Genomic DNA, 25,165 nt, shown 5'->3' on the forward strand with positions numbered 1-25,165 from the left:
AAAAAAGCTGAAGTCCACCAACTAAAATTGGCAAACTTCAACTCAATTAATTTATATGCAATTATAATAAATATCACATCAGCAAAAAGTATTTAAACTTTTGCACCTTCTGATATCATTACATCATTCCTGGCATACCACCTTGGGCTGGTGCTTGTGCAGCACCATCAGTTGGTTGATCAGCAATAACGGCTTCAGTCGTCAATAGCAATGCTGATACAGAGGCAGCGTTTTGCAAAGCTGAACGAGTAACCTTAGTTGGGTCAACAATTCCAGCCTTAATCATATCAGTCCAATCACCAGTAGCAGCATTATAACCAACACCGATTTCTTCAGTCTTCAATTGGTTAACAATCACTGAACCTTCAACACCAGCATTCTCGGCAATTTGACGTACAGGCTCCTCTAGGGCACGCTTAACAATGTTAATACCAGTTTGGACATCGCCTTCTTCAGACAACGCTGCAACAGCTGGAATAACATTAACTAGGGCAGTACCACCACCTGAAACGAATCCTTCTTCAACCGCAGCACGAGTAGCGTTCAAAGCATCTTCAATACGGTACTTACGCTCTTTTAGCTCAGTTTCTGTAGCAGCACCAACGTTAACAACAGCGACACCACCAGCTAACTTAGCCAAACGTTCTTGCAACTTCTCACGATCAAAGTCAGAAGTAGTTTCAGCAATTTGACCCTTAATCAATTCAACACGCTCTTTAATGTTGTCAGCATTACCGTTACCTTCAACAATAGTTGTATTGTCTTTTGTAACTGTAACCTTAGCAGCTTGTCCTAATTGATCAATTGTCATATCCTTCAAGCTCAAGCCTAAGTCATCAGTAATCACAGTACCACCGGTCAACACAGCGATATCTTCTAGTTGTGCCTTACGACGGTCACCAAAGCCAGGTGCCTTAACAGCAACAACGTTGAATGTACCACGCATCTTGTTCAAAACTAATGTAGGCAAAGCTTCACCAGTCACATCGTCAGCGATAATTAACAAAGCACGTCCTTGTTCAACAACGCTCTGTAGGACTGGCAAAATATCTTGAATATTTCCAATCTTCTTATCAGTAATCAAAATATATGGATTATCCAATGATGCTTCCATCTTATCGTTATCGGTGACCATGTATTGTGACATGTAACCACGATCAAATTGCATTCCCTCAACAACGTCTAAGGTTGTCTCAATACCCTTTGATTCTTCAATAGTAATAACACCATCATTACCAACTTTTTCCATTGCTTCAGCAATTAGCTTTCCAACTTCTTCATTAGCAGCTGAAATTGAAGCAATTTGTGTAATTTCTTCTTGCGTTGAAACAGTCTTTGACAAATCATGCAATGCCTTAACAGCTGCATTGGTTGCCAATTCAATTCCGTGACGTACACCAACTGGGTTAGCACCAGCCGTTACGTTCTTCATACCTTCATTGATGATAGCTTGTGCCAAAACTGTAGCAGTGGTGGTTCCATCACCAGCAATATCATTCGTCTTTGAAGCAACTTCAGCAACTAACTTAGCCCCCATGTCTTCAAAGTGGTCTTCCAAATCAACTGCCTTAGCAATTGTCACACCATCGTTAGTAATAGTTGGTGCACCATAGCTTTGCTCAATCACAACATTACGTCCCTTAGGACCAATCGTTGTTTTTACTGTGTCAGCAAGCTTATCAACACCAGCTTGCATCTTGGCACGTGCATCTTCTGCAAATTCAATATCTTTTGCCATATTTTTAACCCTCTCTACTTTATTAATTATTTAAATTATAAAACAGCCACAATATCTTTTTCGTGAACAACTAAATAATCAACACCGTCGATGCTCATTTCTGAACCGGCATACTTATCAAAAATAACGCTATCGCCTTCTTTAACTGCAGTTGGTGCTGCTAAATCACCAACTGATTGCGTAGAAACAGCAACGACCTTTCCTGTAACTGACTTTTCTTGTGCATTAGAAGCTAATAAAATTCCCCCAACTGATTTCTCAGGTGCTTCTGATACTTGCAATACAACACGATCTCCTAATGGCTTCAACATGTTATCTGACCTCCACAGGTTTATTTTTTCATACGTTAGCACTCTTTAATACTAAGTGCTAATCAACACTATTAATAATAACACATTCTCTATTTTTTGCAAACGTTTCTCAAACAAAAATAGAGGTTGGCACAAAATACGTGCCAACCTCTATTTGCTAAATTTTTTGGAATTATAAGTTTGTAACTTTCATAGCATAAACGCGTTCGCAAAAGCTGAACCTTCAATATAAAGGATTTGCTCTCGCTCTCTAAATTTAATTTTCATCTAAAAACGTTTCTAGTTCTAAACTAGCATCAGTCCACTGATCTTCAACTTCGCTCAATTGCCCATCTAATTCAGCGATTTTGGCAGATAATTCATTAAGTTTCGTCAAATCAGTACCATTTTGTGGATCATTTAATGCTTCATTTACCGTATCGCGTTCTTCAGAAATGGTCGTCATTTTTTCTTCAAACGCCGCCACAGCTCTTTCTAAACGACGCTGCTCACGCTGACGTTCCTTTTGCTCTGTTCGTGACAATACCTTGGCTGAAGTAGTCGTCCTCTGATCATCAGTTGTTGTTGCTGCACTAGATACCTTTGTTATTTCACTTGATTCATCAGCTGTCTTTTCTAGATAATAATCATAATTACCATCGAAGAATCGAGTCCCATTTGGCGATAATTCAACCACCTCAGTTGCAACTTCATTGATAAAGTAACGATCGTGAGAGACAAAGAAAATCGTACCATTGTACTCATTCAAGGCTGTTTCCAAAACTTCTCGTGAATCAATGTCCAAGTGATTTGTCGGCTCATCCAAAATCAAAAAGTTTGCGTGTTCTAGCGCTAACTTAGTCAATAACAATCGAGCGCGTTCACCACCAGAAAGGGCTGCAACTAATTTTTCAACTGCTTCACCAGAAAACATGAATGAACCCAAAATTGAACGAACATCCTTTTCGGGCATAGTTGGATGTTCATCCCAAATCGTATCAATAACCGTCTTTTTACTATCTAACGTTTGTTGCTCTTGGTCATAGTAACCAACCGTTACATTCGCACCTAATTTAATTTGTCCAGCTATGAGTGGAATATTGCCCAAAATGGTTTTAATAAAGGTTGATTTACCAATTCCATTAGGCCCTACCAGTGCCACCGCATGTTGCTTATCAACCTCAACGTTAACATTTTCGGCTAACACATGGGTGGCATCATAACCTAGTTTCACATCTTTAACCCGCAACACTTCATTACCTGAATCTTCATCAGCAATAAATTGAATGTGGGCAACCCCAGATTCATTCTTAGGTGGTTCAATCCGGGTCATCCGCGCCAATTGCTTACGACGTGATTGTGCCCGCTTAGTCGTTGATGCACGCACAATATTACGCTTAACAAAATCTTCTAACTTTGCTATTTCATCTTGTTGCTTATCATAAGCCTTTTGTTCTTGTAACACTTTTGCTGCTTTTTGCTTCATAAAATCACTATAGTTACCCTTATAGTGATCTAATTGACCTGAATGCATATCATATATCTCGTTTACCACGCGATCCAAGAAATAACGATCGTGAGAAACAATCAGCAAAGCACCCTGGTAATTTTTTAAATATTGCTCAAGCCAAGCTAGTGTTTGCATATCCAAATGATTGGTAGGCTCATCCAAGATTAACAGATCGGGTGTTTCCAACAATTGTTTGGCAATTGCTAAACGAGTCCGTTGGCCCCCAGACAATGCCGCAATCTTTTGATCATAAAATGACTCATCAAAGCCAAAACCATGCAAAACAGAACGAATAGTTGCATCGTAGCCATAGCCATTCTTTTCATCAAAATCATGTTGTGCTTGGTCATAAGCTGCCAATAACTCTGTATAAGCATCGCTCGTATAATCAGTCGTAGATGCAATCTCATTCTCCATTTGACGCAAACGTTTTTCTAACGCAATAACATCATCAAAAGCAGTCAACATCTCATTGTAAACTGACAAATCAGAATCCAAGCCTGAATTTTGTGCTAAATAAGCTAAACGAACGCCCTTCTTCATTGAAACTTCACCTTCATCAGGTGTCGTTTCACCAATTAGCATTTTTAAAAGCGTTGATTTTCCAGCACCATTACGGCCAACTAATCCAACACGACCTTTACTTTGAATCTGCATTGAAATATTATCAAAGAATGTCACACCGTTAAAACGACGAGCAACATTACTTGCTTGTAAAATAATCATCGTTATTACTCCATTTATGTTAAGTCAATCACTGACTAACCTATCTTTATTTACCTTATCAATCTGATTGATTGGTTTAATTCTACTGATTCAATACCGCCCTAACTTCAGATACAAAATATAATGAACCCGTCAATAAAATAACATCATCTTCATCCATATTAGTTTGTACTTGTGCCAAACCACTTTGCCAATTTTCATGAACTGTCACAACCTGGTTTGTTACCTGAGCCGCAGCTTGCGTTGGTTGGATTGGTTGGCGATTATTTGGACCCTGAAAACCGACCACGTGCAAATCAACATTAGGTAAAGCCGTTAGTAATTGTAACATTTGCGGGTAGTTTTTATCTTGTAAGGCGCCAAATAATACATGTACTATCTGTTTGCTAAATCGCTTATTCAACGTATCAACCAACGCCTTAACACCTGGTTCATTATGAGCACCGTCCAAAATAATGGTTGGTGTTTCATTAACCTTCTCAAAACGAACTGGCCAAGTAACATTTTGCAAAGCTTGTGCAACTTGTGCTGGTTTTAATGAAATACTGAAATAATCACAAACGATTTGTGCCGTTTGTAAAGCAACTGTTGCATTATCAATTTGATATGCACCCATTAAATCAACATAGACATGTTCATAATTGATTGTACCAGAAACTGAAAATGTTTCACCCCAGGTCTGATTTGTCGTTAAAACAGTTGGTAAAAATTGCTCACCTAAACGATAAATAGGCGCTCCCATGGCATTAGCAACCACATCAATAACATTATTTGCTGCTTTTGGTAAGCGACCAACAACAACCGGGCGCTGCTTTTGAATAATGCCAGCCTTTTGTGTGGCAATTTTTGGTATGGTATCTCCCAAAACTTTCATATGATCTAAACCAACTGTCGTAATAACTGACACAATTTTATCGGGAATAATTGTGGTTGAATCCCATGTACCACCAACACCAACTTCTAACACCACTACATCTACTGGATGTTTAGCAAAATACATAAACATTAACACTGTCAATGTTTCAAACTCGGTTAAGCCACTTGGCATCTCATTATCCAATTTATCAATAATTGGTGCTAATTCTTGTACTAATGACAATAAGTCGTCATCACTAATATTCCCTTGATCATCTTGAATACGCTCATTAAAACGTAAAATATAAGGCGAAGTAAACAAGCCCACGCGTAAGCCGCTTGCTCGTAGTAATTGCGCAACCATTTTACTAGTTGATCCCTTACCATTCGTACCAGTAATATGAACATATTTTGATTGACGTTCCGGATGATCCAAAATTGTTAAAATTTTATGCAAACGATCAAACGTTGGCGTCTTAGTCCATTTATGTCGTCCATGAATATACGCAATTGCTTCTGCTGTTGTTGTTATTTCAGTCATGCTAATCCTCATTTTTATCCCACTGTAAACAAAAGCGCCGACTACAAAGTAGACGGCGCTCCTGTATGTGTAATTTACTGCATTGTAACGACGAACAGCTTAAATTCGTTATTCACAATATAATTCATTATACACGTTGATATTTATTATCGCAAGTAATTTTCACTTATGCTTTAGCATCTTTTAGTTGTGCTAAACGGTCTTGCGTTACTTGTAACTTCTTTTCCCAATCAGCTAACTTCTCACGCTCACTAGCAACGACTGATTCAGGTGCGTTGTTAACAAACTTTTCATTACCTAACTTACCATTTGCGCGTTTCACTTCGCCTTGGAACTTCTTGATTTCATCTTGCAAACGTGCAATTTCATCATCTAAATCAATTAGTTCAGCCAAAGGTACATAAATTTCGGCACCAGTAATAAGTTGTGTCATTGCCAAGTCAGGGGCATCGATATCAGCCGCGATTTGCAAATCCTTAGGCTTAACAAAGCGGTTGATGTAGTCAGCATTTTCTTTGAAAATACGTTGCAAATTCTCATCGTCTGTCTTAATCAAAACATCGATTGCTGTTGACATTGGTGCATTTGCATCAGTACGGATAGTACGAACAGCCTTAATTAGATCAATCAAACTATTGAAATCAACTTCAGCAGCTTCATCATTTAATTCGTCATGAACAACTGGATAAGCCGCCGTAACAATCGTTTCACCTTCATGTGGCATTTCTTGCCAAATAGCTTCAGTCACAAATGGCATGATTGGGTGTAGTAAACGCAATGTATTATCCAATACGTAAGCTAAGATAGCTTGTACTGTCTTTTGAGCTGCTTGGTCATCCCCATTCAAAGTTTCCTTTGTCATTTCAATATACCAATCAGCAAAATCGTTCCAAATAAAGTTATACAATGTACGGCCAGCTTCACCGAACTCAAACTTATCGAAGTTCTTTGTCACTGAAGCAATTGTCTTGTTCAAACGTGACAAAATCCACTTATCAGCTAGCGAGAACTTGCTACGATCTGCTGGCAACTCAGCCTTGGTATCATCAGCAAGATTCATTAGTACATAACGTGATGCATTCCAAATCTTATTAATAAAGTTCCAAGCTGAATCCATCTTAGTATATGAGAAACGCACGTCTTGACCTGGTGTTGAACCAGTAGCTAAGAACCAGCGCAATGCATCAGCACCATATTGCTCAATGACATCCATCGGGTCAATACCATTACCCAATGACTTTGACATCTTGCGACCTTGCTCATCACGAATCAAACCGTGAATCAACACATTCTTAAATGGACGACGACCAGTAAACTCCTTTGATTGGAACATCATACGAGCAACCCAGAAGAAAATAATGTCATATCCTGTAACTAACGTATCAGTTGGGAAGTAACGCTTAAAGTCTTCTGCATCAACATCTGGCCAACCCATTGTTGAAAATGGCCACAAAGCTGATGAGAACCAAGTATCAAGTACATCTGAATCTTGCTCCCAGTTTTCAATATCTTCTGGAGCTTCCATACCAACGTACATTTCACCAGTTTCTTTATGATACCAAGCTGGGATTTGATGTCCCCACCACAATTGACGTGAAATAACCCAGTCATGAATATCATCCATCCAACGCGTAAAGGTACCTTCAAAACGTGGTGGATAGAAATCAACCCGGTCATCTGACTTTTGCATTGCTAAAGCTTGCTCAGCCAAAGGCTTCATCTTAACAAACCATTGCGTTGAAAGACGTGATTCAACCTGAACACCTGTTCGTTCTGAATGACCCACAGCGTGCACAATTGGTTCAACTGATAGCATCCAGCCACCAGCTTCCAAATCAGCAACCATTGCTTTGCGTGCATCAAAGCGATCCATACCAGCATACTTACCAGCACGTTCATTCATTGAAGCATCTTCATTCATGGTGTTAATACGTTCCAAATTATGACGATTACCAACACCAAAGTCATTAGGATCATGAGCTGGCGTAATTTTAACCATTCCAGAACCAAACTCTGGATCAACGTATTCATCAGCAACAATTGGCACTTCACGGTTAACCAATGGTACCAAAACCTTTTGACCCACCAAAGCCTTATAACGCTCATCTGATGGGTGCACAGCAACAGCAACATCCCCAAACATAGTTTCGGGACGTGTTGTCGCAATTTCAATATAGTGCTTACCTTCATAAGTCGTATCAGGATCTACGAATGGATATTGCACGTGATAAAAGGCCCCTTCATCATCTTGGTGGATAACTTCAATATCAGACAAAGCAGTCCGGGCTTTTGGATCCCAGTTGATAATGTACTCACCACGGTAAATCAAACCTTTTTCATACAAAGTTACGAATACCTTGCGGACAGCTTCTGACAAGCCATCATCCAAAGTAAAGCGCTCACGATCGTAATCTAATGAAAGACCTAGCTTACCCCACTGTGACTTAATCGTTGCTGCATATTCATTTTTCCAATCCCAAACTTGATCAACAAACTTTTCACGACCTAAATCATAACGTGAAATGCCATCTTTGGCTAAACGTTGCTCAACTTTAGCTTGTGTTGCAATACCAGCATGATCCATACCTGGTAACCATAACGTATCAAACCCTTGCATACGCTTTTGGCGAATAATCATATCTTGTAACGTTGTGTCCCAAGCATGACCCAAATGCAACTTTCCAGTAACATTTGGAGGTGGAATAACAATTGAATAAGGACGTGCCTTTTTATTACCTGATGGCTTAAAACGTTTCTCTTGTACCCACTTATCGTAACGACCTGCTTCAACAGCAGATGGGTTGTACTTACCGGGCATATCAATTTCTCGCATAACCTTAACTCCTTATTTTTTCTGCTCTAAACTCATTTGGGCCCATTAAAAAAGCCCCGACCATGCATCATTGCATGATCAGGGCGAAATCATCGCGGTACCACCTGAAATTAGAGTTTCATTCTCTATCTCATTATGACTTAACGCGTCATCACGTTATCAATTACTCAATATTCATCGATAAAGCCCATTAGCTACCTTCCAAGTGAGGTTATCAAAATCTTACACCAAAATGATTTTGTCGCTGTCCATAACACATACTTGTACTCTCTAATGCATTGCTATGAACGTAATTTTACAATGTTAGGGCATAAAAATCAAGATTGATTATTGCTTAAATCAATTCAATAATTGCGTGTATCAATAAATAAGCACCATAAATGAGCACAATCAATCCAGATATAATATTAACCCAGATAAGAACTTTTCTAGGCAACCGCTCTTTCAGTATATTCATCACAATGGTAATTGTATTAAACCAAATAAACGTTGCCATCACGACACCAATAATAAATGGCCAAATTTGATTTGACGCTAAAGTACCTCTTAAAGCCCCTAATAATAAACTACCATCAATTAATGCTTGTGGATTTGCCCAAGAAACAACAAAGGCCGAAACAAAGGCTTTTGTAGCTGGTAAATTATTAGCTTTAGTATTTAACTGGACATTATTTGCACCACGTAAAATTCCCCAACCAATCCAAACAACCAAGGCACCACCAACTAACATTACAATCAACCTTAGCCAACTAGCCGAATTGATAATTGCGCCCATGCCAAAAAAGGCGGATAGAGAAAATAAAGAATCAGCAATCCACACAAATAAAACGTAGACTAGTGATCGTTTAAATGAATTGGTTAACGCATTATTAAAGACATACAAATTTTGCATACCAATTGGGGCTACAAACGCAAAGCCAATCATCATTCCCTTTATTAACGTTGCTACCATAATTCCTTCTCCTTTGTTTTATTAACCACTACATATAGTTTACAAAACTAGATTAATTGGTTATTATAAACATAATCTATTAAATAAAAAATTTTAGCCACCAATACGGAGGTGCCTATGCCGACTTTAACTACTAAAAATCGTCGTTATCTCATTACATATGAAACTTTAAATGCCGTTACGCATGGTCTTGGCGTGGTTGCTGCAATTGCAGGTGCAACTATCCTACTAATTAATAGTATCCGCCATGGATTTTCTGCTTTTACAATTGTCGCCTTATCTATTTATGTCGCTTCAATTATCAGCTTTTTACTTGCATCAACTTTATTTCACGCGCTAATCTTTACCAAAGCAGGCAAAGTCTTTCAATTTTTAGACCACTCCGGCATTTACTTAGTCATTCTAGGTAGCTATACCCCATATACATGGCTCTTTTTAAAACCGGAAGTTGGTTGGCCAATTTGGTTAACGATTCTTTTATGTACAATTCTCGGTCTTGTCTATGATACCTTTTTTGTCGGACGCTGGCCATGGGTTTCCGTCATTATCTACGTTTTCATGGGATGGTTTATTGTTGCCGCAATGCCGGCTCTCCATCATACATTATCAACGTCATCATTTTACTTACTACTAGCTGGTGGTATTACTTACACTGTTGGTGCTTTGTTATACCTGATGCCAAAACTACCACTAAATCATGTTTACTGGCATTTGTTTGTACTGGGTGGTGCGACATTGATGTATCTATCTGTATATGGCATGTTATTCCATTAAAAAAGCACGAGTCAACAAGGATGCATTTTAAGTCCCTGCTGACTCGTGTTTTATTTTTTAATTTATTTATTTTTTACAATACCCGTTTTCACCCATTGATTAAAGTCATCATCAGGCGTGGCGTTTTGACCACCCTGTTGTTTATTCTTATAATCATTTTTTTGTTTTTGCGTTAACGCATCCCAAGCAGCACCACCAATTGCATAGTGATCTGAGCTTAATAAGACATCTTTAATAGATGCATCATCAGCTAACTTATCACTCATTGCAATTTGATTATTTTGCCACTTAGCAGCAAGCGCGTACTCAGTACCATCTTCAAGTTCTACTTGTCGAGCTGTCGCAACAGCAGTCATCCCTTGCTCCTTGGCAGCCTTCAAAATAGTAACACTTGCCCTAGCATAAGCAGCCATAAATTCATCTAATGTCTTTGTATTATCATCCTTAAAGACAACTTGAATGGTTTTAGCATCTTGTTTAATTGACGCTACCTTTGGTGCATCAATCTGATCTTTCAGTAAACTAGCTATATCTAACTGTTTATCAGCCCTATTAGTTGTAGCTGATGTCTTTTTCACAGTGACTTTTTTAGCCTTCTTAGTACTTGAACTGTTATGATGCCCTTCAGTTTTGATACTTTCTGATGATGTGTTAACAGTTGCTGCCTCCTCTGTTGGATGAGACGAACTATTAAAGACAATTGCGAAAACAGCAACTACTGCTGCAACTACCATAATTCCTATGATCATTGTAACTTGTCGTTTGTGCATTATGATTTACCTTTCTATTCCTTAAACCATAATATTCTACCATAGAAAGTTTTTCTTTTTTAATCACCATGTCACATTTAGATTAATAAACGCTAACGCTTTGTTAAATTTTGCATACATTTTGTAACATTATTTATTGCGACCAAATAACCGGGCAAAGAAGCCACGAATACCACCACGCTTACGACGTTTGGTACGCGTATCTGGTAATGCATCAACTGCTTTTTCTGACTTGGCTTCAGGCGTGACAGCTTCTGATGAAGTAGCGGGCTCTGATTCAGACGCTGCTGTTGCCGCTGAAACAGCTGATTCTGTTTCATAAGATGCTTCACTGTCATCATCTAATGCTGCAGTATTTTCAGTCGATCTTTCTGCCTCTGACGCCTCGTCAATTACCGGTGTCTCTGTAGTTTCTTGAATTACTGATAATGTTTCATCAGGTGCCTCGTCTGCTGGGTGGCTTTCTGCTTCAGCTTGTTGCTTCTTCTCTTCTTCAGCTTGTTGCTTTTTTGCCTCAGCTTGCTTCTTTGCTTCAGCCTGCTGCTTTTCTAGCTCAGCCTTTTTCTTTGTAGCCGCAACCTTTTGTTTTTCTTGTTCAGCCTTTTTCTTTTCTACTTCAGCTTGTTGTTTAACAGCTTCTGTCTGCATATACTCAGCAATCATTTCATCAGTTAATGCTGGCATTGTTAAGGTTTTTGAGGTTACACCTAACCCAACAACGGTGCGACCGGTCTTACCCGTGCGATTATTAGTGGCATGCACTTCAATTTGATTTGGCACAATTTCATCTGGTAATACCAATTCAAATTCTAAATTGTCATCAACCGGCAAAGAAATCATATGTTCATCACCAATAAAGTGAACTGATACTGAAACATCTGTTTGATTAACTTGACCTTCTAATAAACGCTGTCCATTCTGTGTTGAGATAACAGCCGTAATAACTGGTGCTGGTTGTTCAATTGTTAGCGTAAGCTCTTCTTTTTGAGCAAAAGAAACCAGCTCCGCTTCAATGGTCACTTCACCACCATTATTAACTGGCACATTAACAACAAAACTACCATTTTCATCTGACTTTGTTGTTTCAAATTTGCCACTTGCATACTTGACGGTGATCACAACACCAGCTGTTGCAACGTGACCAATTAAAGTGGTCCCCAAACTATTTGTTAATGTTGATGCTACCAAATTTAGTCTTGACTCACTCATATTGCAATCTCCATCCTTTAACTGTCGATATTAAGATTATTGTAACAGAAATAAGTAGTAACTTAAAATAATTACATATTTATTGGAAAATACAGCACGTTATCCAAGACACTTTTCATTCGGTGTGCCATTGTACTAAATCTGATCCAAGCGTAACAGCAAACATAAAGCAATTAAAAAACGAGACTGGGAAAACATCCCAGCCTCGTTCATTAAATTAATCCATTAGTCTTCTGCTTCCGTGCGTACAATTAACGTATCAACAGCTGAAACACGGGTTACATATTCAGTAACCGAACCGATCAACAAGCGCTCAATAGCGTTTAAACCAGTCGCACCAATCATAATTAAATCACTACCGTACTTCTCAGGTGCTTGCTGTGCAATCACACTCTTTGGTGATCCATACTCAATAGCATATTCAACATTTTCAACACCTTCAGACTTAGCCTTCTCTAGGTAAGCGTCCAAAGTCTTCTTTGCTGTACTTGAAACTTGTTCAACCATCGTTGTTCTAAAGTCGGTCACGTTTTGGAATGAACGTGTATCAATAACATGTAGAATTTGTAACTTTGTATCTGGACCGTTCTGACGAGCCACTCTGATAGCACGCTCTAATGCGGCTTCAGCTTCCTTTGAGCCATCAACCGGTACCAAGATATTCTTATAATTAACTTGTACATCAGCCATAACAGTTCCCCCTGTCTATTCGACTACAAATGTTCTATCTACACTTATATTATAACGTATTTTGTCTAATTTATCACACAAATTTGCGTTGCATAAATGAAACAATATATATTTTTTTATTTAAACAAGCGACGAACCACAATGATAGCCAATACAGTTGTCATTAAAGTCGCTAAGATAACAAAAATGCCACCAGGCAGTGCGGCCCCTTTTGTCATCATAACGCTAATAAGTAATAGAACGGCATCAGCTGTAAAAAACCAACCAAACCATTGAGCAGGTTGCTTAGACTCTTTAGCTGATAAACCTAGAAAACCTTGTTGGTGGGCTAATAGATAGATTCCTAAGCCACCAATAATAACCGCAAATAATAGATATAAACCAATAATCATAATTATTATTCCTTTTTTATTTCTGGTAAAAAGGCCGCCCATTTCCGATTTGAGATCGAATATGGGCGGCCAACATTACTAATTGTGTAATAACAATTAATAACTATGGACACTTGCTTGGCGCCGTTAGCAATTGCAACTGAGTTGGCTCCGATTAAAGGTAAGTGGGTGAATAAGTCCGCTTTTACAACTACTGAGTGAAACAGCATGTTGTAGCGGCTTCCCGACATCCCCGAGCTAATTGGTTGTAAAGCAACTACAGATAGTAGAATTGCGCGTACACCCAAGGAATCCATCTATAGTTTCATTATACTGGTTAATCAATAAAATAAAAGTCTTGACAATTATCACTAAACAACACTTATTTCTTCAAACCAGCTTGTTGTGCTTGCCGCAATCTTGCATATCGGTCTTTGTAAGCTTGTTCTACTTTCGAATTACCAGCTGGTTTGAAATATGACGACCCAACCAGTTTATCCGGTAAGTACTGTTGTGGCACCCAATCACTTGGATAGCCATGAGGGTAAATATATTCAACACCATGGCCTAATTTTTTAGCACCGGCATAGTGCGCATCTTTAAGATGATCTGGTACATCTCCAGTACCACCTTTTTTCACCCGCGCAATCGCTTCATCAATGGCCGATATAGCCGAATTTGATTTTGGTGAAAGCGCCAATTCAATCACTGCATTAGCCAGTGGAATCCGCGCTTCAGGAAAGCCTAATTGTAAAGCGGTTTGCACAGCCGTTACAGCACGCTGGGCAGCAGCTGGATTAGCTAAACCAATATCTTCGTATGCGATTACTTGTAAACGACGGGCGATAATTGGCAAGTCACCGGCCTCAATTAAACGTGCTAAATAGTGCAAAGCAGCATCAGCATCACTACCACGAATAGATTTTTGTAAAGCTGAAATGACATTATAATGGCCATCCCCATCTTTATCAGCAGTTACCGCCTTGCGTTGCACCGTTTCCTCAATGATTGCAAGTGTAATATGTACATACCCATCATCACTTGGTTTAGTTGATTTAACAGCCAATTCAAGACCATTCAATGCTGAACGTAAATCACCATTAGTTGCGTAGATCAATTGCTGACGCGCATCATCTTCCAACACAACCTGGAAATCACCTAAACCACGTTCTTTATCCGTCAGTGCGCGATCGATAGCGAGTTGCATATCTGATTCTGACAATGGTTTAACTTCAAAAATTTGTGTTCGTGATCGAATTGCCGGTAAGATTGATAGATAAGGATTCTCAGTGGTTGCACCAATTAAAACAATTTGACCACTCTCTAAATGAGGTAACAAGAAGTCTTGTTTTGTTTTATCTAAACGGTGAATCTCATCTAATAATAATACAACCGTCCCGGACATTTTGGCTTCATCAGCTACCATCTGCAAATCCTTTTTACTATCAGTGGCTGCATTTAAAATGCGAAATGCATACTTAGTTGAACCAGCAATTGCACTGGCAATACTAGTTTTACCTGTTCCTGGTGGTCCATATAGAATCATCGATGACAACATTTTTGCCGTTACCATGCGGTTAATAATTTTCCCTTCACCAACCAAATGTTGCTGTCCAACAACTTCTGAAATGTTGCGTGGTCGCATACGGTAAGCTAGTGGCTGTTGCATGATATATCAGACCTCCTTTCAACTACTTAAAACAACTTCTTATACCATGGCTTTTTTTCTGTCTTTACATTCGTCTGATTAGATGATGTGGTCCCAACTAATTCATGAATATCAACAACTTCTTGATGTACGGCTGTCTTAGCAGCTAAAACAACCATCACATCGGACGCATTATAAACTGCATCGGTCTTTAACGTAAAATGCATTTTATTATGTGCGGCAAGTTTAATAAACTTATCCAAAACAGCTCGGTCTAAATGACCATTTAAATATAAAGTAGCATCTGAATGCTTCTTTAACTGTTGATCCCAAATTGTCATATATTCACTATCGCCAATATTCTTAGAAGTTTGTAGTAAATAAATCCGTTCACGAAAGTTTCCAAGATAGTGGCGTTGTTCATCGGGATTGATTTGGGGTGTCCCATATAGTCCTGCTTGAACATGCGGGTCCATTGATTCTTTATCCATCAAATAACACTCCTTTTTAATAATTAGGTTAATTTTAACATACTCCAAACATACCGACAATTTACCATCGATTGTGCCATAGCTACCAAATACTATGTAAGTATATAAAAACATCTATGATACAAAACAAAAATTGTTTTCATCATAGATGTTAGTCACATTAATTTTATAGCTTAGTTTCTAGTTTTACATCAGGATATTTATTAGCAAACCAACGCTCAGCAAACTGATTTTCAAATAAGAATACAGGGTTTTCATGACGATCACGTACTAATAAGTTACGTGATGAAGCCATCTGTGGATCTAATTGCTCTGGATCAATCCAACGAGCAATCTTTGAGCCCATTGGCTCTAACGTGACTTCAGTATTATATTCATTTTCCATCCGGAATTGGAACACTTCGAACTGCAAAGCACCGACTGCACCAATAATATAATCGCCTGAATCCCAAGCCGTATACATTTGAATGGTTCCTTCTTGTACCAACTGTGTCACCCCTTTATGGAATGACTTTTGCTTCAAAACATTCTTGGCGTGGACACGCATAAATAGTTCTGGCGTAAAAGTTGGTAGTTCTTCAAAGGTAACTTCATGTTTACCAGCATAAATAGTATCACCAATTTGGAAATTACCCGTATCATAAATTCCGATGATATCACCTGGATAAGCCGTTTCAACATTTTCACGCGTATCAGCCATGAATTGCGTCACATTTGATAGACGAATTTTCTTTTTTGTACGTTGCAACGTCACATCCATACCGTGTTCAAATTCACCTGACACAATTCGCAAAAAGGCAATGCGATCACGATGATTAGGATTCATATTAGCTTGAATCTTAAAGACAAAGCCAGTAAATTGCTCATCAGTTGGCTTAATTGCATCCCCATTAACTGTATTTTTAGGTGCTGGTGCTGGTGCAAATTGCATATAAGTTTGTAGGAAAGTTTCAATTCCAAAACCGCGCAAAGCTGAACCAAAGAATACGGGCGTTAATTCACCACGCATGACAGCTGACTCATCAAAAGTATTCCCTGCATCTTGCAACATTTCAATTTCATCACGAGTATCATTCCATAATGAATTTTCTTGAATAGCGTTAGGCTCAGCTAAATCAACACCTGCTTCGTTCAATGGTAAGAAGCGTTCCTCTTCATTTTCTGGACGATAAACTTCTACATTGTTGTGATAACGATCAAACAAACCAGCTAAAATTTGTCCTGACCCAATTGGCCAGTTCATTGGATATGCATTAATTCCCAATGTACTTTCTAGTTCATCAACCAAATCCAATGGTTCGCGACCATCACGGTCCAACTTGTTGAAAAATGTAAAAATTGGAATGTGACGTTCACTAACAATTTCGAATAACTTCTTAGTTTGTGGTTCGATACCTTTAGCAGAATCAACCACCATAATAACTGAATCCACAGCCATCAAAGTACGATACGTATCCTCAGAGAAATCCTCGTGACCTGGTGTGTCCAAAATATTAATTCGCTTACCATCAAAATCAAATTGTAAAACTGATGAAGTAACTGAAATACCACGTTTTTGTTCAATTTCCATCCAGTCTGATTTGGCAAAATTTCCTTTACGGCCTTTAACCGTTCCAGCCTCACGAACAACCCCACCAAGTTTTAGCAATTGTTCAGTAATTGTTGTTTTACCAGCATCCGGATGCGAAATAATCGCAAAAGTACGTCGCTTTTGCGTTGCTTCTTGTAATGATGCCATAATTTATCTTCCTTTTTATTTTATTTACTATTTTTAATTCTTTTCTAAAAACTTAACAACTTAGTATAACTAATATCAATGATTGTTTCAATAGTATTAGTCCACTGTCTAAAGGCTTTTAGACGTATTTTCCTAACAAAAAAAGATTACCAAATCAGTAATCTTTTCTTGCTTATTTTTGACTGACTATTGATGACTATTGCGACGTTTTAATTCCAAATAACGTCGATACCACAAGTCAATGTATGCATCAGAAAATGGCCCTAGTTGATTGTTAATCCAATCAACTAGAATTTTAACATGTTCGCGTACAATATAATCAACATCTGCTGGATACTGCCAGCGCGCTTTATGTAATTCGTATTCGTCTGCATCTAACAAACGCTTCTCACCATTTGGAAAGACCTTCACATCCAAATCATAATCGATATACTTTAACGCCTCTTTATCCAATACAAATGGTGATGCTAAATTGCAATAATAAGAAACACCATTATCCCTAATCATTGCTACAATATTAAACCAATACTTACGATGAAAATAGACAATTGCTGGTTCTCGCGTTACCCAACGCCGACCATCATCTTCCGTAACTAATGTATGATCGTTTAAACCAATAATGGCATTTTCACTCGTTTTAAGCACCATTGTATCACGCCAAGTCCGATGTAAACTGCCATCATGCTTGTAGCTCTTAATGGTCACAAAGTCGCCTTCACGAGGTAACCGACTATCTTTCATTATTTTGAGCTTTCTGTGAATTTCACCAAATTTTTTTCTATTTCATTGTATCACGCACAACGTTAAAAAACACTGCCAACTTAGTTATGTTGGCGTAACCATTTATCAACTAAGTTCAAATCATACCCTTTACGATACATGGCAGCTTTAAATTTCTGCGTGAATGCCCATCCAGTATAGCGATCATATCGATCCGCTACAATTGTTGCATCACGGTCCAAATTCTCCCACTCCAAATCATCATCAGTCTCTTCCTCTAATCGTGAGGTTTGAATTGCTTGTTTAATTAAATTACTATCAAATCCTTGTTGCATCAATTTTTGTTGCGTTTTTTGTTCAGCCATAAATTTTGAATAACGACTATTTTTATCTAATAATTTAGGAACCCGTGTTGCTAAAACTGCTATTTGACTATCTTTATCATAATCAACTAATGCGTCTTCAATCACAAATTTATCGATACCAGCTTCATGTAATTTAAATTGCACACCCTTTGGTCCTAACTTACCAGTGGTTTTTGCTTGTTCGACAAATGTTTGCGCATATGATTCATCATTGACAACATGATCATTAATTAATCGTTGCACAACGTCTTGAATCACATCCCGTTCATAACCTTTATCTTTCAGTTTTTGAACCACTTGATGACTAGTTCGCATCCGACCTGTTGCATAAGTTAACGCTTGCGTATAAGCTTTTTGATTAAATTCAGCCGCTTTAATTTCTGCAATGGCAGCATCATCTAACTCAGTGCCTTTAAATAAGTCGTATGTTATCAGAATTTTTTCATCAACAGCAAAAGCATAGTCGTCGTCTAAATAAATATTATAGCGACCGGCACGCCTTTGTTGCGTGACTTTAGTTACTGTTGCCATTTCATTCTCCTATTCATATTTTCTTCATTTTAACCGAAAAATAAAAAAACAGCGAGTCATGAAACACAACCACACTGTTTAAATATTTTAAATAAATGAAGACGTTCCTGGATTTAATTCAACAATCTTACCAGTACGCTTGTAGATAATCCATTCCGCAATATCTGTTACATAATCAGATGTCCGTTTTAGATAACCCGCAACAACCAAGTAATCAGTTGCTGCCGGCACTTGTTCTGGATCAGCCTCCATAGCTTCGATTGACATTTCACGAATATCACGGGTAACAGCTGATATCTTTGATGCAACTTCTGAAATTGATTCTGCTGCAATGGCATCATCATTAACATAGTAATCCAAAACTTGTGACACCATATTGGCAACATTCGTACCAGTTTCACCTAAGATTTTTTCAATTGCGGCAACACGTTTGCTACCCTTCACATGAATGGTTGAAATTGCAATATTACGTGCATTATCACCAATTCGTTCTAATACAGAAACTGCCTTTAAAACCGTCATAATTTCACGTAAATCAGTTGTAACGGGTTGGTACAAAGCAATCATTTCGAAGCTTTTCTTTTCAATCGCAATCTCACGTTGATTGATGGCACTATCGCGATCAATAATTTCTTGAGCTAATACACGATTATGGTCCAAAAATGCTTGGACAGACTCATCAAGCGTCTCTGAAACTAATAATCCCATTTCCTTAAAGGAAGTATCTAAATCTGCTAATTCATCATCAAAATATTGGCGCATTTCAATATGTCCTTTCTGTTTTCTTTATTATACTGTTAAACCATTTTTTAACCAAATCGTCCAGAAATATAGTCCTGGGTTTCCTGGTGTTTAGGGTCTAAGAACATTTTCTTAGTACTACGGAATTCAATTAAGTTACCATCCATAAAGAAAGCTGTTTTATCTGAAATACGTGACGCTTGTGCCATCGAATGTGTCACAATAATCATCGTTAACTGATTACGCAATTGCATCATCGTATCTTCAACTTTATTAGCTGAGACGGGATCAAGAGCTGCCGTCGGTTCGTCCAACAATAATATCTCTGGGCTCGTTGCTAAAGCACGGGCAATTGAAACACGTTGTTGTTGTCCACCTGATAGGGATAATGCCGATTTATGCAAATTATCCTTAACTTCATCCCAGATTGCAGCTTGCTTTAATGACTTTTCTACGGCTTCATCTAAGTAAGCTTTATTTTTATTACCAGCCGTCCGTAACCCAAAAGCAACATTATCATAAATTGAAAATGGAAATGGATTAGGTTGTTGAAAGACCATACCGATTTTTTGACGAATGCTAACTGTGTCAGTATCTGGTGCGTAAATGTCTTGACCATTGAACATAAAGGTTCCATTAACCGTCACATCATCTGTTAAATCATGCATGCGATTTAATGCCCGTAAATAGGTTGATTTTCCCGAACCAGATGGGCCAATTAGTGCCGTAATATCATGTTCCTTAAATGAAAGATCAATTCCATGAAGAGCTTCCTTTTTACCATAATAAAGATGAACATTTTCAGTTACTAGTATTTTTTCACTCATCTGTTAATCTCCTTTAACCAAAGTTTCCGTTTACGTAATCAATCGTTAACTGCACCTTTGGTCGTGTAAATATCTTTCGGGTTAAATCATATTCAAGCACTTCACCAGTATGGAAAAAGGCCGTATAATCTGAAATTCGACTGGCCTGTTGCATATTATGCGTAACAATAATAATCGTATAATGCTGTTTCAAATCCATCAAAGTATCTTCAATCTTAGATGATGAAATTGGATCCAACGCTGAAGCAGGTTCATCTAACAATAGAATATCTGGTTTCATGGCAATTGCACGTGCAATAACTAAACGTTGTTGTTGCCCACCAGATAATGATAAAGCTGATTTGTTTAAATCATCTTTAACCTCGTCCCATAAAGCAGCTTGTTTCAATGATGTCTCAACAATTTCTGCTAACTTTTGCTTATCTCGTAGTCCATGTTGTTTCAAAGCAAACGTAATGTTTTCTTTAATTGATTTTGCGAACGGGTTGGGTCGTTGAAACACCATGCCGATATGTTTACGCATTTCATAAACATCAATATCTTGTGAATTAATGTCTAACCCACGATACATAATATTACCTTTTACCGTTGCAACATCGTCATTCATTCGATTCAATGAGCGTAAAAAGGTTGATTTACCTGAACCAGATGCGCCAATCAATGACGTAATCTTAAATCTTTCAAACGCCAAATCGGCATTTTGCAAGGCTAAATTATCACCATAATAAACTTGTAAATCTTTTGTATATAAGGCGATTTCGTGCCGGTTTTCATCCATTTGATAAATATGACGATCAGGTTGTGCACCTGTTAAGTTTAATGACTTTTGTAAGTTGTCCATCGTGGCAACCCTCCTCTTCGTTATTTTGTTGCCGTAAGATGCTTGTACAAAACACTACTCAAAAAGCGTGCTAAGAAATTGAACAACAAAACCGCAATAATTAATACGGCTGATGCACCAGCTGAAACGGCTGATGCGTCTGGCATAATACCTTCTGAATTAACCTTCCAAATATGCACTGCTAAGGTTTCTGCAGGACGCATAATGTTCAACGGGCTTGCTGTATTAAATGGATTCCAATCAGTAAAATCTAAGGCTGGTGCTGATTGACCAGCTGTATAAATCAAAGCAGCGGCTTCACCAAATACACGTCCAGCTGATAACACAACTCCCGTTACAATCGACGGCACTGCCGCTGGTAAGATAATGTGACCAACCGTTTCCCAACGTGACAAACCTAAAGCAGCACCTGCTTCACGTTGTAAGTCTGGAATACTACGTAATGAATCTTCAACTGAACGTGTTAGTAGAGGTAAGTTGAAGAAAGTTAACGCAATCGCACCAGAAAGAATTGAAAAGCCTAAATTAAATTGTACAACAAATATTAAGAAACCAAATAATCCGACAACCACTGAAGGTAATGATGACAAGATTTCAATTGCTGTTCGTGTTAATTGAATAAAACGATTCTTTTGATTGGCATATTCATGCAAATAAATCCCGGCACCTAATGCAATTGGTACTGAAATTAACATTGTAATGATTAACAAATAAAAGGAGTTAAATAGCTGAACACCAATTCCACCACCAGCTGTAAAGGCAGCTGAAGGTGATGTTAGAAAATGCCATGATAAATGTGGAATACCTTGAATTAAGATATAGCCAACTAGGGCAGCCAATACTAATATGACGAACCCTGCAATTGTATACAAAACAATTGTGGCAATCTTATCACTTTGTTTTGGGTTTAACATCTTATATCGCTCCCTTCTTAGCAATTGCTCGGATAATAATATTAAAGACAAGTGACATTAATAGTAAGATCAAAGCTAAACTCCAAAGGACATTGTTTTCTAATGAGCCCATCACAGTATTTCCAATACCTTGCGTCAAAATTGACGTTAGCGTTGAAGCTGGTGATGTCAAATCCTTTGGCATCAATGATGCATTTCCAATTACCATTTGAACAGCTAACGCTTCACCAAACGCACGCGCCATACCAAAGACCACCGCTGTTAAAATACCGGGTGTTGCTGATCGTAAAATAACTTTATAAATCATTTGCCAGCGGGTTGCCCCTAAAGCCAAGGCTGATTCACGATAATGACGCGGTACTGATTTTAAAGTATCGACGGTCATCGACGTCACCGTTGGTAAAATCATGATAAACAGTACCATAGCTCCTGCTAAAATACCGAATCCAGAACCACCAAATAAATAACGCATCGTCGGTACAATAACTGAAAGACCAATAAATCCATAAACTACTGAAGGAATACCAACCAATAATTCAGTAACTGGGCCTAAAATTTTTGCGCCACGTTTAGGTGAAATTTCAGTCATAAAGACCGCTGTACCAATTGCGAATGGCGTAGCAATCACGGCAGCCAGCAAGGTTACTAGAAATGATCCAACAATCATTGGTAGTGCCCCAGTTAATGGCTTACCATGTGCATCTGTTTGACCAGGTGCCCAATCGGTACCTGTTAGGAAATCCCAAAGGTTTACTTTGTTAGTAAAAAACGTTGCTAATCCTTTTGAGGCAACAAACCAGAAAATAGCTACCACGACAACAACGATTAATAATAGTGCTGAAAAAGTCAGTACCCGACCGAATTGATCTTTTTTAGCTGCCTTTGATTTTTTTAATAATGATTCACGAATTAAATCCATGGCCTAAACTCCTTAATCTACTGTACTTAACTTACCTTTTTCATCACGTTCAACTTGCATGTCATGAATTGAAATATAACCTAATTGCGGTACAAGTGTTTGCTGAATGTGCTTTGAGTCAATATACTTCAAAAAGTTTTTAACTTCACCAGTTGGTTTTCCCTTAGTATAAATATGCTCATAAGACCAAATTGACCATTTACCATTAATAACATTTTTATTCGTTGCCGTTATGCCATCAATCGTTGGCGTGATAACTGAATCATCAAGATAGGCGAATGATGTATATGAGATAGCGCCCGGCGTTGTACTAACAATTGACTTAACCATTCCGGAAGAATCTTGTTCCTGAGCAGATGCTGACTTAGCACCATCTAAGCCCCATTTTTCAAATGTTGCTCGTGTTCCTGAACCATTAGCGCGATTTACCAAAACAATTGGCTTATCAGCGCCACCAACTTGTTTCCAATTGGTCACTTTCTTCGTAAAAATATCAATTAACTGTTGCTTCGTTAAAGCATTAACTTGCGCATCTTTGTTAATCATTGGTGCAATACCAACAACGCTCACACGATGGTCAACTAATTTATCAGCTTTAATACCATCTTTTTCATTAGCAAACATATCAGAGTTACCTAAATCAACGGCGCCGGTTTGAATTTGTGCCAAACCAGTTCCAGTTCCACCACCTTGTACATTAACATGCACACCCAAATTTTTCTGTGCAAAATCTTCTCCGGCTGCTTCAACTAAAGGTTGTAGCGCTGTTGAGCCTACTGCTGTAATATTGACATCCCTATTTTTATCTCGCGTTGTGTAACCAAACGTTAATAGGCAGCCAGCAATAACCACGATTGCAATACTTATCAACCAATTGCGTTTCATTCGTGAACGCCTCCTAAACTTCTTTTACGATAACTATGATTTTATTATCCCTAATATTTGTAAATATGAAACCTATTTTTTGTAAATTTTTTCTTTACATTAATTATATTGCCAAATTAATGTCCAGCGTTGACGTTTACAATCAATCCTTTTTTCCTGACTAAATACCTTTAAACGCTTACTAGGCTGGACTTGAACTCCCTCAATTGTTAAACGGACTTTTATCTTTTGGGTTGTATGTTGAATCGTAAATTCACGTTCCCCACTTAATGGTAATTGCGGTTCACGACTAATGACTAGTTGATCATCGTGCATACAACCACCTAAAAGCCAATTTAATAAGCCAGTGAACAGCGGTTGCCACTGACATTGCCAATTCAAACAACCAAAATCACCTGTCACAGCGATTGGTTCAGTCCACAACAACTGCTGTATTTCAGTTAATGAACATTGCAAATAAAGCTGATACATTAAACATCGATACACATCATGCCAGCGATAATCATGTTCCCAAATTAAATCGAATAATTGCCAAAAATGCTGCCACTTCTGCTGTTGCTTTTGATAAAGCTGCTTAAATTCACAGGTTTCTATCCATAGTTTATCATATGCTTTATATATTATACGGTTATTAATTGTCCGTAATTGTCCATTACTAGCCATACGCTCATCTTTACTTAGCTGAACTGACAAGACCGTTTTATCATGATTGGTCAAAACTAAGCGATATCCTAATCTGGCTGCTGTTTCAACTGCACGTAATTCAATAAAGGTTAATTGACTGCCATCTGTTAACAAAACTGTTTGCACATGACAACCTAATCGATATTCTTCGGCATTCGTTTGCACCACAACAGGTTGGCTGTAAACTGACTGTTGTCCAATCAGCAATGCTTGAATAGCTGACGGTATCGTAATCCCATCTGCTGCTGGATAAATATAGCGCGCACCCCAATAAGCTGCCGTTTTTAAATCATGCCAATGGCTATCATGTATTGATTTAATTTTGACAGTCAAGGATTGCGCCCAGTCATATGCCCAAAATTGTGTCAGTAACCACCAATATAACTTGGTGGTTTGACTAAAACCATCGTCAACTATTTTTAACGTACCATCAGCCGATAATTGTTGCACATGTTGTAATAATAATTGATGCAGCTGTTCATGCGTTTGATTAAGCCAGCAACCTGCATTTTTATGATTAACATATACTTGGGTTGGCGTTAAGCGTAGTGTGAGTAATTTCATCAAATTTATCCTCTAAATGTTTAACTTTACATTGATTA

At 38.2% G+C, this 25,165-nt stretch carries 23 protein-coding genes and 1 other annotated feature; of the genes, 1 reads left to right on the forward strand and 22 read right to left on the reverse strand.

Translation table 11 applies throughout. The features are described 5' to 3' along the window. Positions 1-118: 118 nt before the first annotated feature. The 6 genes from groL to ACSYSF_RS06265 form a co-directional block, all read right to left on the reverse strand. A complete protein-coding gene (groL, locus tag ACSYSF_RS06240) occupies positions 119-1,738 on the reverse strand; it encodes a chaperonin GroEL (protein ID WP_489867108.1) in 1,620 nt (539 codons plus the stop codon). A 35-nt stretch (positions 1,739-1,773) separates the two neighbouring features. Next, positions 1,774-2,049 (reverse strand): co-chaperone GroES, encoded by a 276-nt coding sequence (locus ACSYSF_RS06245; RefSeq protein WP_489867109.1) that lies wholly within the window; start codon positions 2,047-2,049, stop codon positions 1,774-1,776. A 256-nt stretch (positions 2,050-2,305) separates the two neighbouring features. Beyond that, complete coding sequence (locus ACSYSF_RS06250) at positions 2,306-4,264, reverse strand: ABC-F family ATP-binding cassette domain-containing protein (RefSeq protein WP_489867110.1); 1,959 nt, start codon at positions 4,262-4,264, stop codon at positions 2,306-2,308. 82 nt (positions 4,265-4,346) lie between these two features. Then, complete coding sequence (locus ACSYSF_RS06255) at positions 4,347-5,660, reverse strand: bifunctional folylpolyglutamate synthase/dihydrofolate synthase (protein ID WP_489867111.1); 1,314 nt, start codon at positions 5,658-5,660, stop codon at positions 4,347-4,349. A 166-nt stretch (positions 5,661-5,826) separates the two neighbouring features. Beyond that, positions 5,827-8,493 carry a valine--tRNA ligase gene (locus tag ACSYSF_RS06260; protein WP_489867112.1) on the reverse strand — a complete coding sequence of 889 codons (2,667 nt, stop codon included), beginning with the start codon at positions 8,491-8,493 and terminating at the stop codon, positions 5,827-5,829. Positions 8,494-8,569: 76 nt separating this feature from the next. After that, positions 8,570-8,781: a binding site (T-box leader), on the reverse strand. Positions 8,782-8,827: 46 nt separating this feature from the next. Further along, positions 8,828-9,445: a LysE/ArgO family amino acid transporter gene (locus ACSYSF_RS06265; protein ID WP_489867113.1), complete on the reverse strand. Its 618-nt coding sequence runs from the start codon at positions 9,443-9,445 to the stop codon at positions 8,828-8,830. Between the two features lie 117 nt (positions 9,446-9,562). On the opposite strand from ACSYSF_RS06265, the gene trhA reads away from it, so the two are divergent. Continuing rightward, positions 9,563-10,219 (forward strand): PAQR family membrane homeostasis protein TrhA, encoded by a 657-nt coding sequence (gene trhA, locus ACSYSF_RS06270; protein ID WP_489867114.1) that lies wholly within the window; start codon positions 9,563-9,565, stop codon positions 10,217-10,219. 62 nt (positions 10,220-10,281) lie between these two features. On the opposite strand, the gene ACSYSF_RS06275 is transcribed toward trhA, so the two are convergent. From ACSYSF_RS06275 to ACSYSF_RS06350, 16 genes are all read right to left on the reverse strand, one after another. After that, positions 10,282-10,989: a hypothetical protein gene (locus ACSYSF_RS06275; RefSeq protein ID WP_489867115.1), complete on the reverse strand. Its 708-nt coding sequence runs from the start codon at positions 10,987-10,989 to the stop codon at positions 10,282-10,284. A gap of 129 nt (positions 10,990-11,118) precedes the next feature. Continuing rightward, positions 11,119-12,198 carry a hypothetical protein gene (locus tag ACSYSF_RS06280; RefSeq protein WP_489867116.1) on the reverse strand — a complete coding sequence of 360 codons (1,080 nt, stop codon included), beginning with the start codon at positions 12,196-12,198 and terminating at the stop codon, positions 11,119-11,121. Positions 12,199-12,423: 225 nt separating this feature from the next. Beyond that, positions 12,424-12,888, reverse strand: a complete 465-nt coding sequence (locus tag ACSYSF_RS06285) for a universal stress protein (RefSeq protein ID WP_489867117.1) — start codon at positions 12,886-12,888, stop codon at positions 12,424-12,426. Between the two features lie 116 nt (positions 12,889-13,004). Next, positions 13,005-13,280 (reverse strand): hypothetical protein, encoded by a 276-nt coding sequence (locus tag ACSYSF_RS06290; protein WP_489867118.1) that lies wholly within the window; start codon positions 13,278-13,280, stop codon positions 13,005-13,007. Between the two features lie 361 nt (positions 13,281-13,641). After that, positions 13,642-14,928: a replication-associated recombination protein A gene (locus ACSYSF_RS06295; RefSeq protein WP_489867119.1), complete on the reverse strand. Its 1,287-nt coding sequence runs from the start codon at positions 14,926-14,928 to the stop codon at positions 13,642-13,644. Between the two features lie 26 nt (positions 14,929-14,954). Further along, entirely contained in the window at positions 14,955-15,398 is a 444-nt protein-coding gene (locus ACSYSF_RS06300) for a DUF1694 domain-containing protein (RefSeq protein ID WP_489867120.1), read from the reverse strand. 166 nt (positions 15,399-15,564) lie between these two features. Then, positions 15,565-17,136: a peptide chain release factor 3 gene (locus ACSYSF_RS06305; protein WP_489867121.1), complete on the reverse strand. Its 1,572-nt coding sequence runs from the start codon at positions 17,134-17,136 to the stop codon at positions 15,565-15,567. Between the two features lie 186 nt (positions 17,137-17,322). Next, a complete protein-coding gene (gene ntdP / locus ACSYSF_RS06310) occupies positions 17,323-17,877 on the reverse strand; it encodes a nucleoside tri-diphosphate phosphatase (protein WP_489867122.1) in 555 nt (184 codons plus the stop codon). Positions 17,878-17,957: 80 nt separating this feature from the next. Further along, positions 17,958-18,752, reverse strand: coding sequence for a RecX family transcriptional regulator (locus ACSYSF_RS06315; RefSeq protein ID WP_489867123.1), 795 nt, complete (start codon positions 18,750-18,752; stop codon positions 17,958-17,960). An 87-nt stretch (positions 18,753-18,839) separates the two neighbouring features. Further along, entirely contained in the window at positions 18,840-19,514 is a 675-nt protein-coding gene (gene phoU / locus ACSYSF_RS06320; protein WP_489867124.1) for a phosphate signaling complex protein PhoU, read from the reverse strand. Positions 19,515-19,561: 47 nt separating this feature from the next. Next, a complete protein-coding gene (gene pstB / locus ACSYSF_RS06325; protein WP_489867125.1) occupies positions 19,562-20,320 on the reverse strand; it encodes a phosphate ABC transporter ATP-binding protein PstB in 759 nt (252 codons plus the stop codon). Between the two features lie 13 nt (positions 20,321-20,333). Next, positions 20,334-21,161: a phosphate ABC transporter ATP-binding protein PstB gene (pstB, locus tag ACSYSF_RS06330; protein WP_489867126.1), complete on the reverse strand. Its 828-nt coding sequence runs from the start codon at positions 21,159-21,161 to the stop codon at positions 20,334-20,336. Positions 21,162-21,181: 20 nt separating this feature from the next. Next, on the reverse strand, positions 21,182-22,075 hold the full coding sequence (gene pstA / locus ACSYSF_RS06335; RefSeq protein ID WP_489867127.1) for a phosphate ABC transporter permease PstA: 894 nt from the start codon (positions 22,073-22,075) through the stop codon (positions 21,182-21,184). Position 22,076: 1 nt separating this feature from the next. Further along, a complete protein-coding gene (gene pstC, locus ACSYSF_RS06340) occupies positions 22,077-22,994 on the reverse strand; it encodes a phosphate ABC transporter permease subunit PstC (protein ID WP_489867128.1) in 918 nt (305 codons plus the stop codon). 12 nt (positions 22,995-23,006) lie between these two features. After that, positions 23,007-23,879 carry a phosphate ABC transporter substrate-binding protein PstS family protein gene (locus ACSYSF_RS06345; protein ID WP_489867129.1) on the reverse strand — a complete coding sequence of 291 codons (873 nt, stop codon included), beginning with the start codon at positions 23,877-23,879 and terminating at the stop codon, positions 23,007-23,009. Positions 23,880-23,978: 99 nt separating this feature from the next. Beyond that, complete coding sequence (locus ACSYSF_RS06350) at positions 23,979-25,127, reverse strand: hypothetical protein (RefSeq protein WP_489867130.1); 1,149 nt, start codon at positions 25,125-25,127, stop codon at positions 23,979-23,981. Positions 25,128-25,165 lie beyond the last annotated feature (38 nt).

Source organism: Weissella sp. ESL1139 (genome assembly GCF_058506735.1).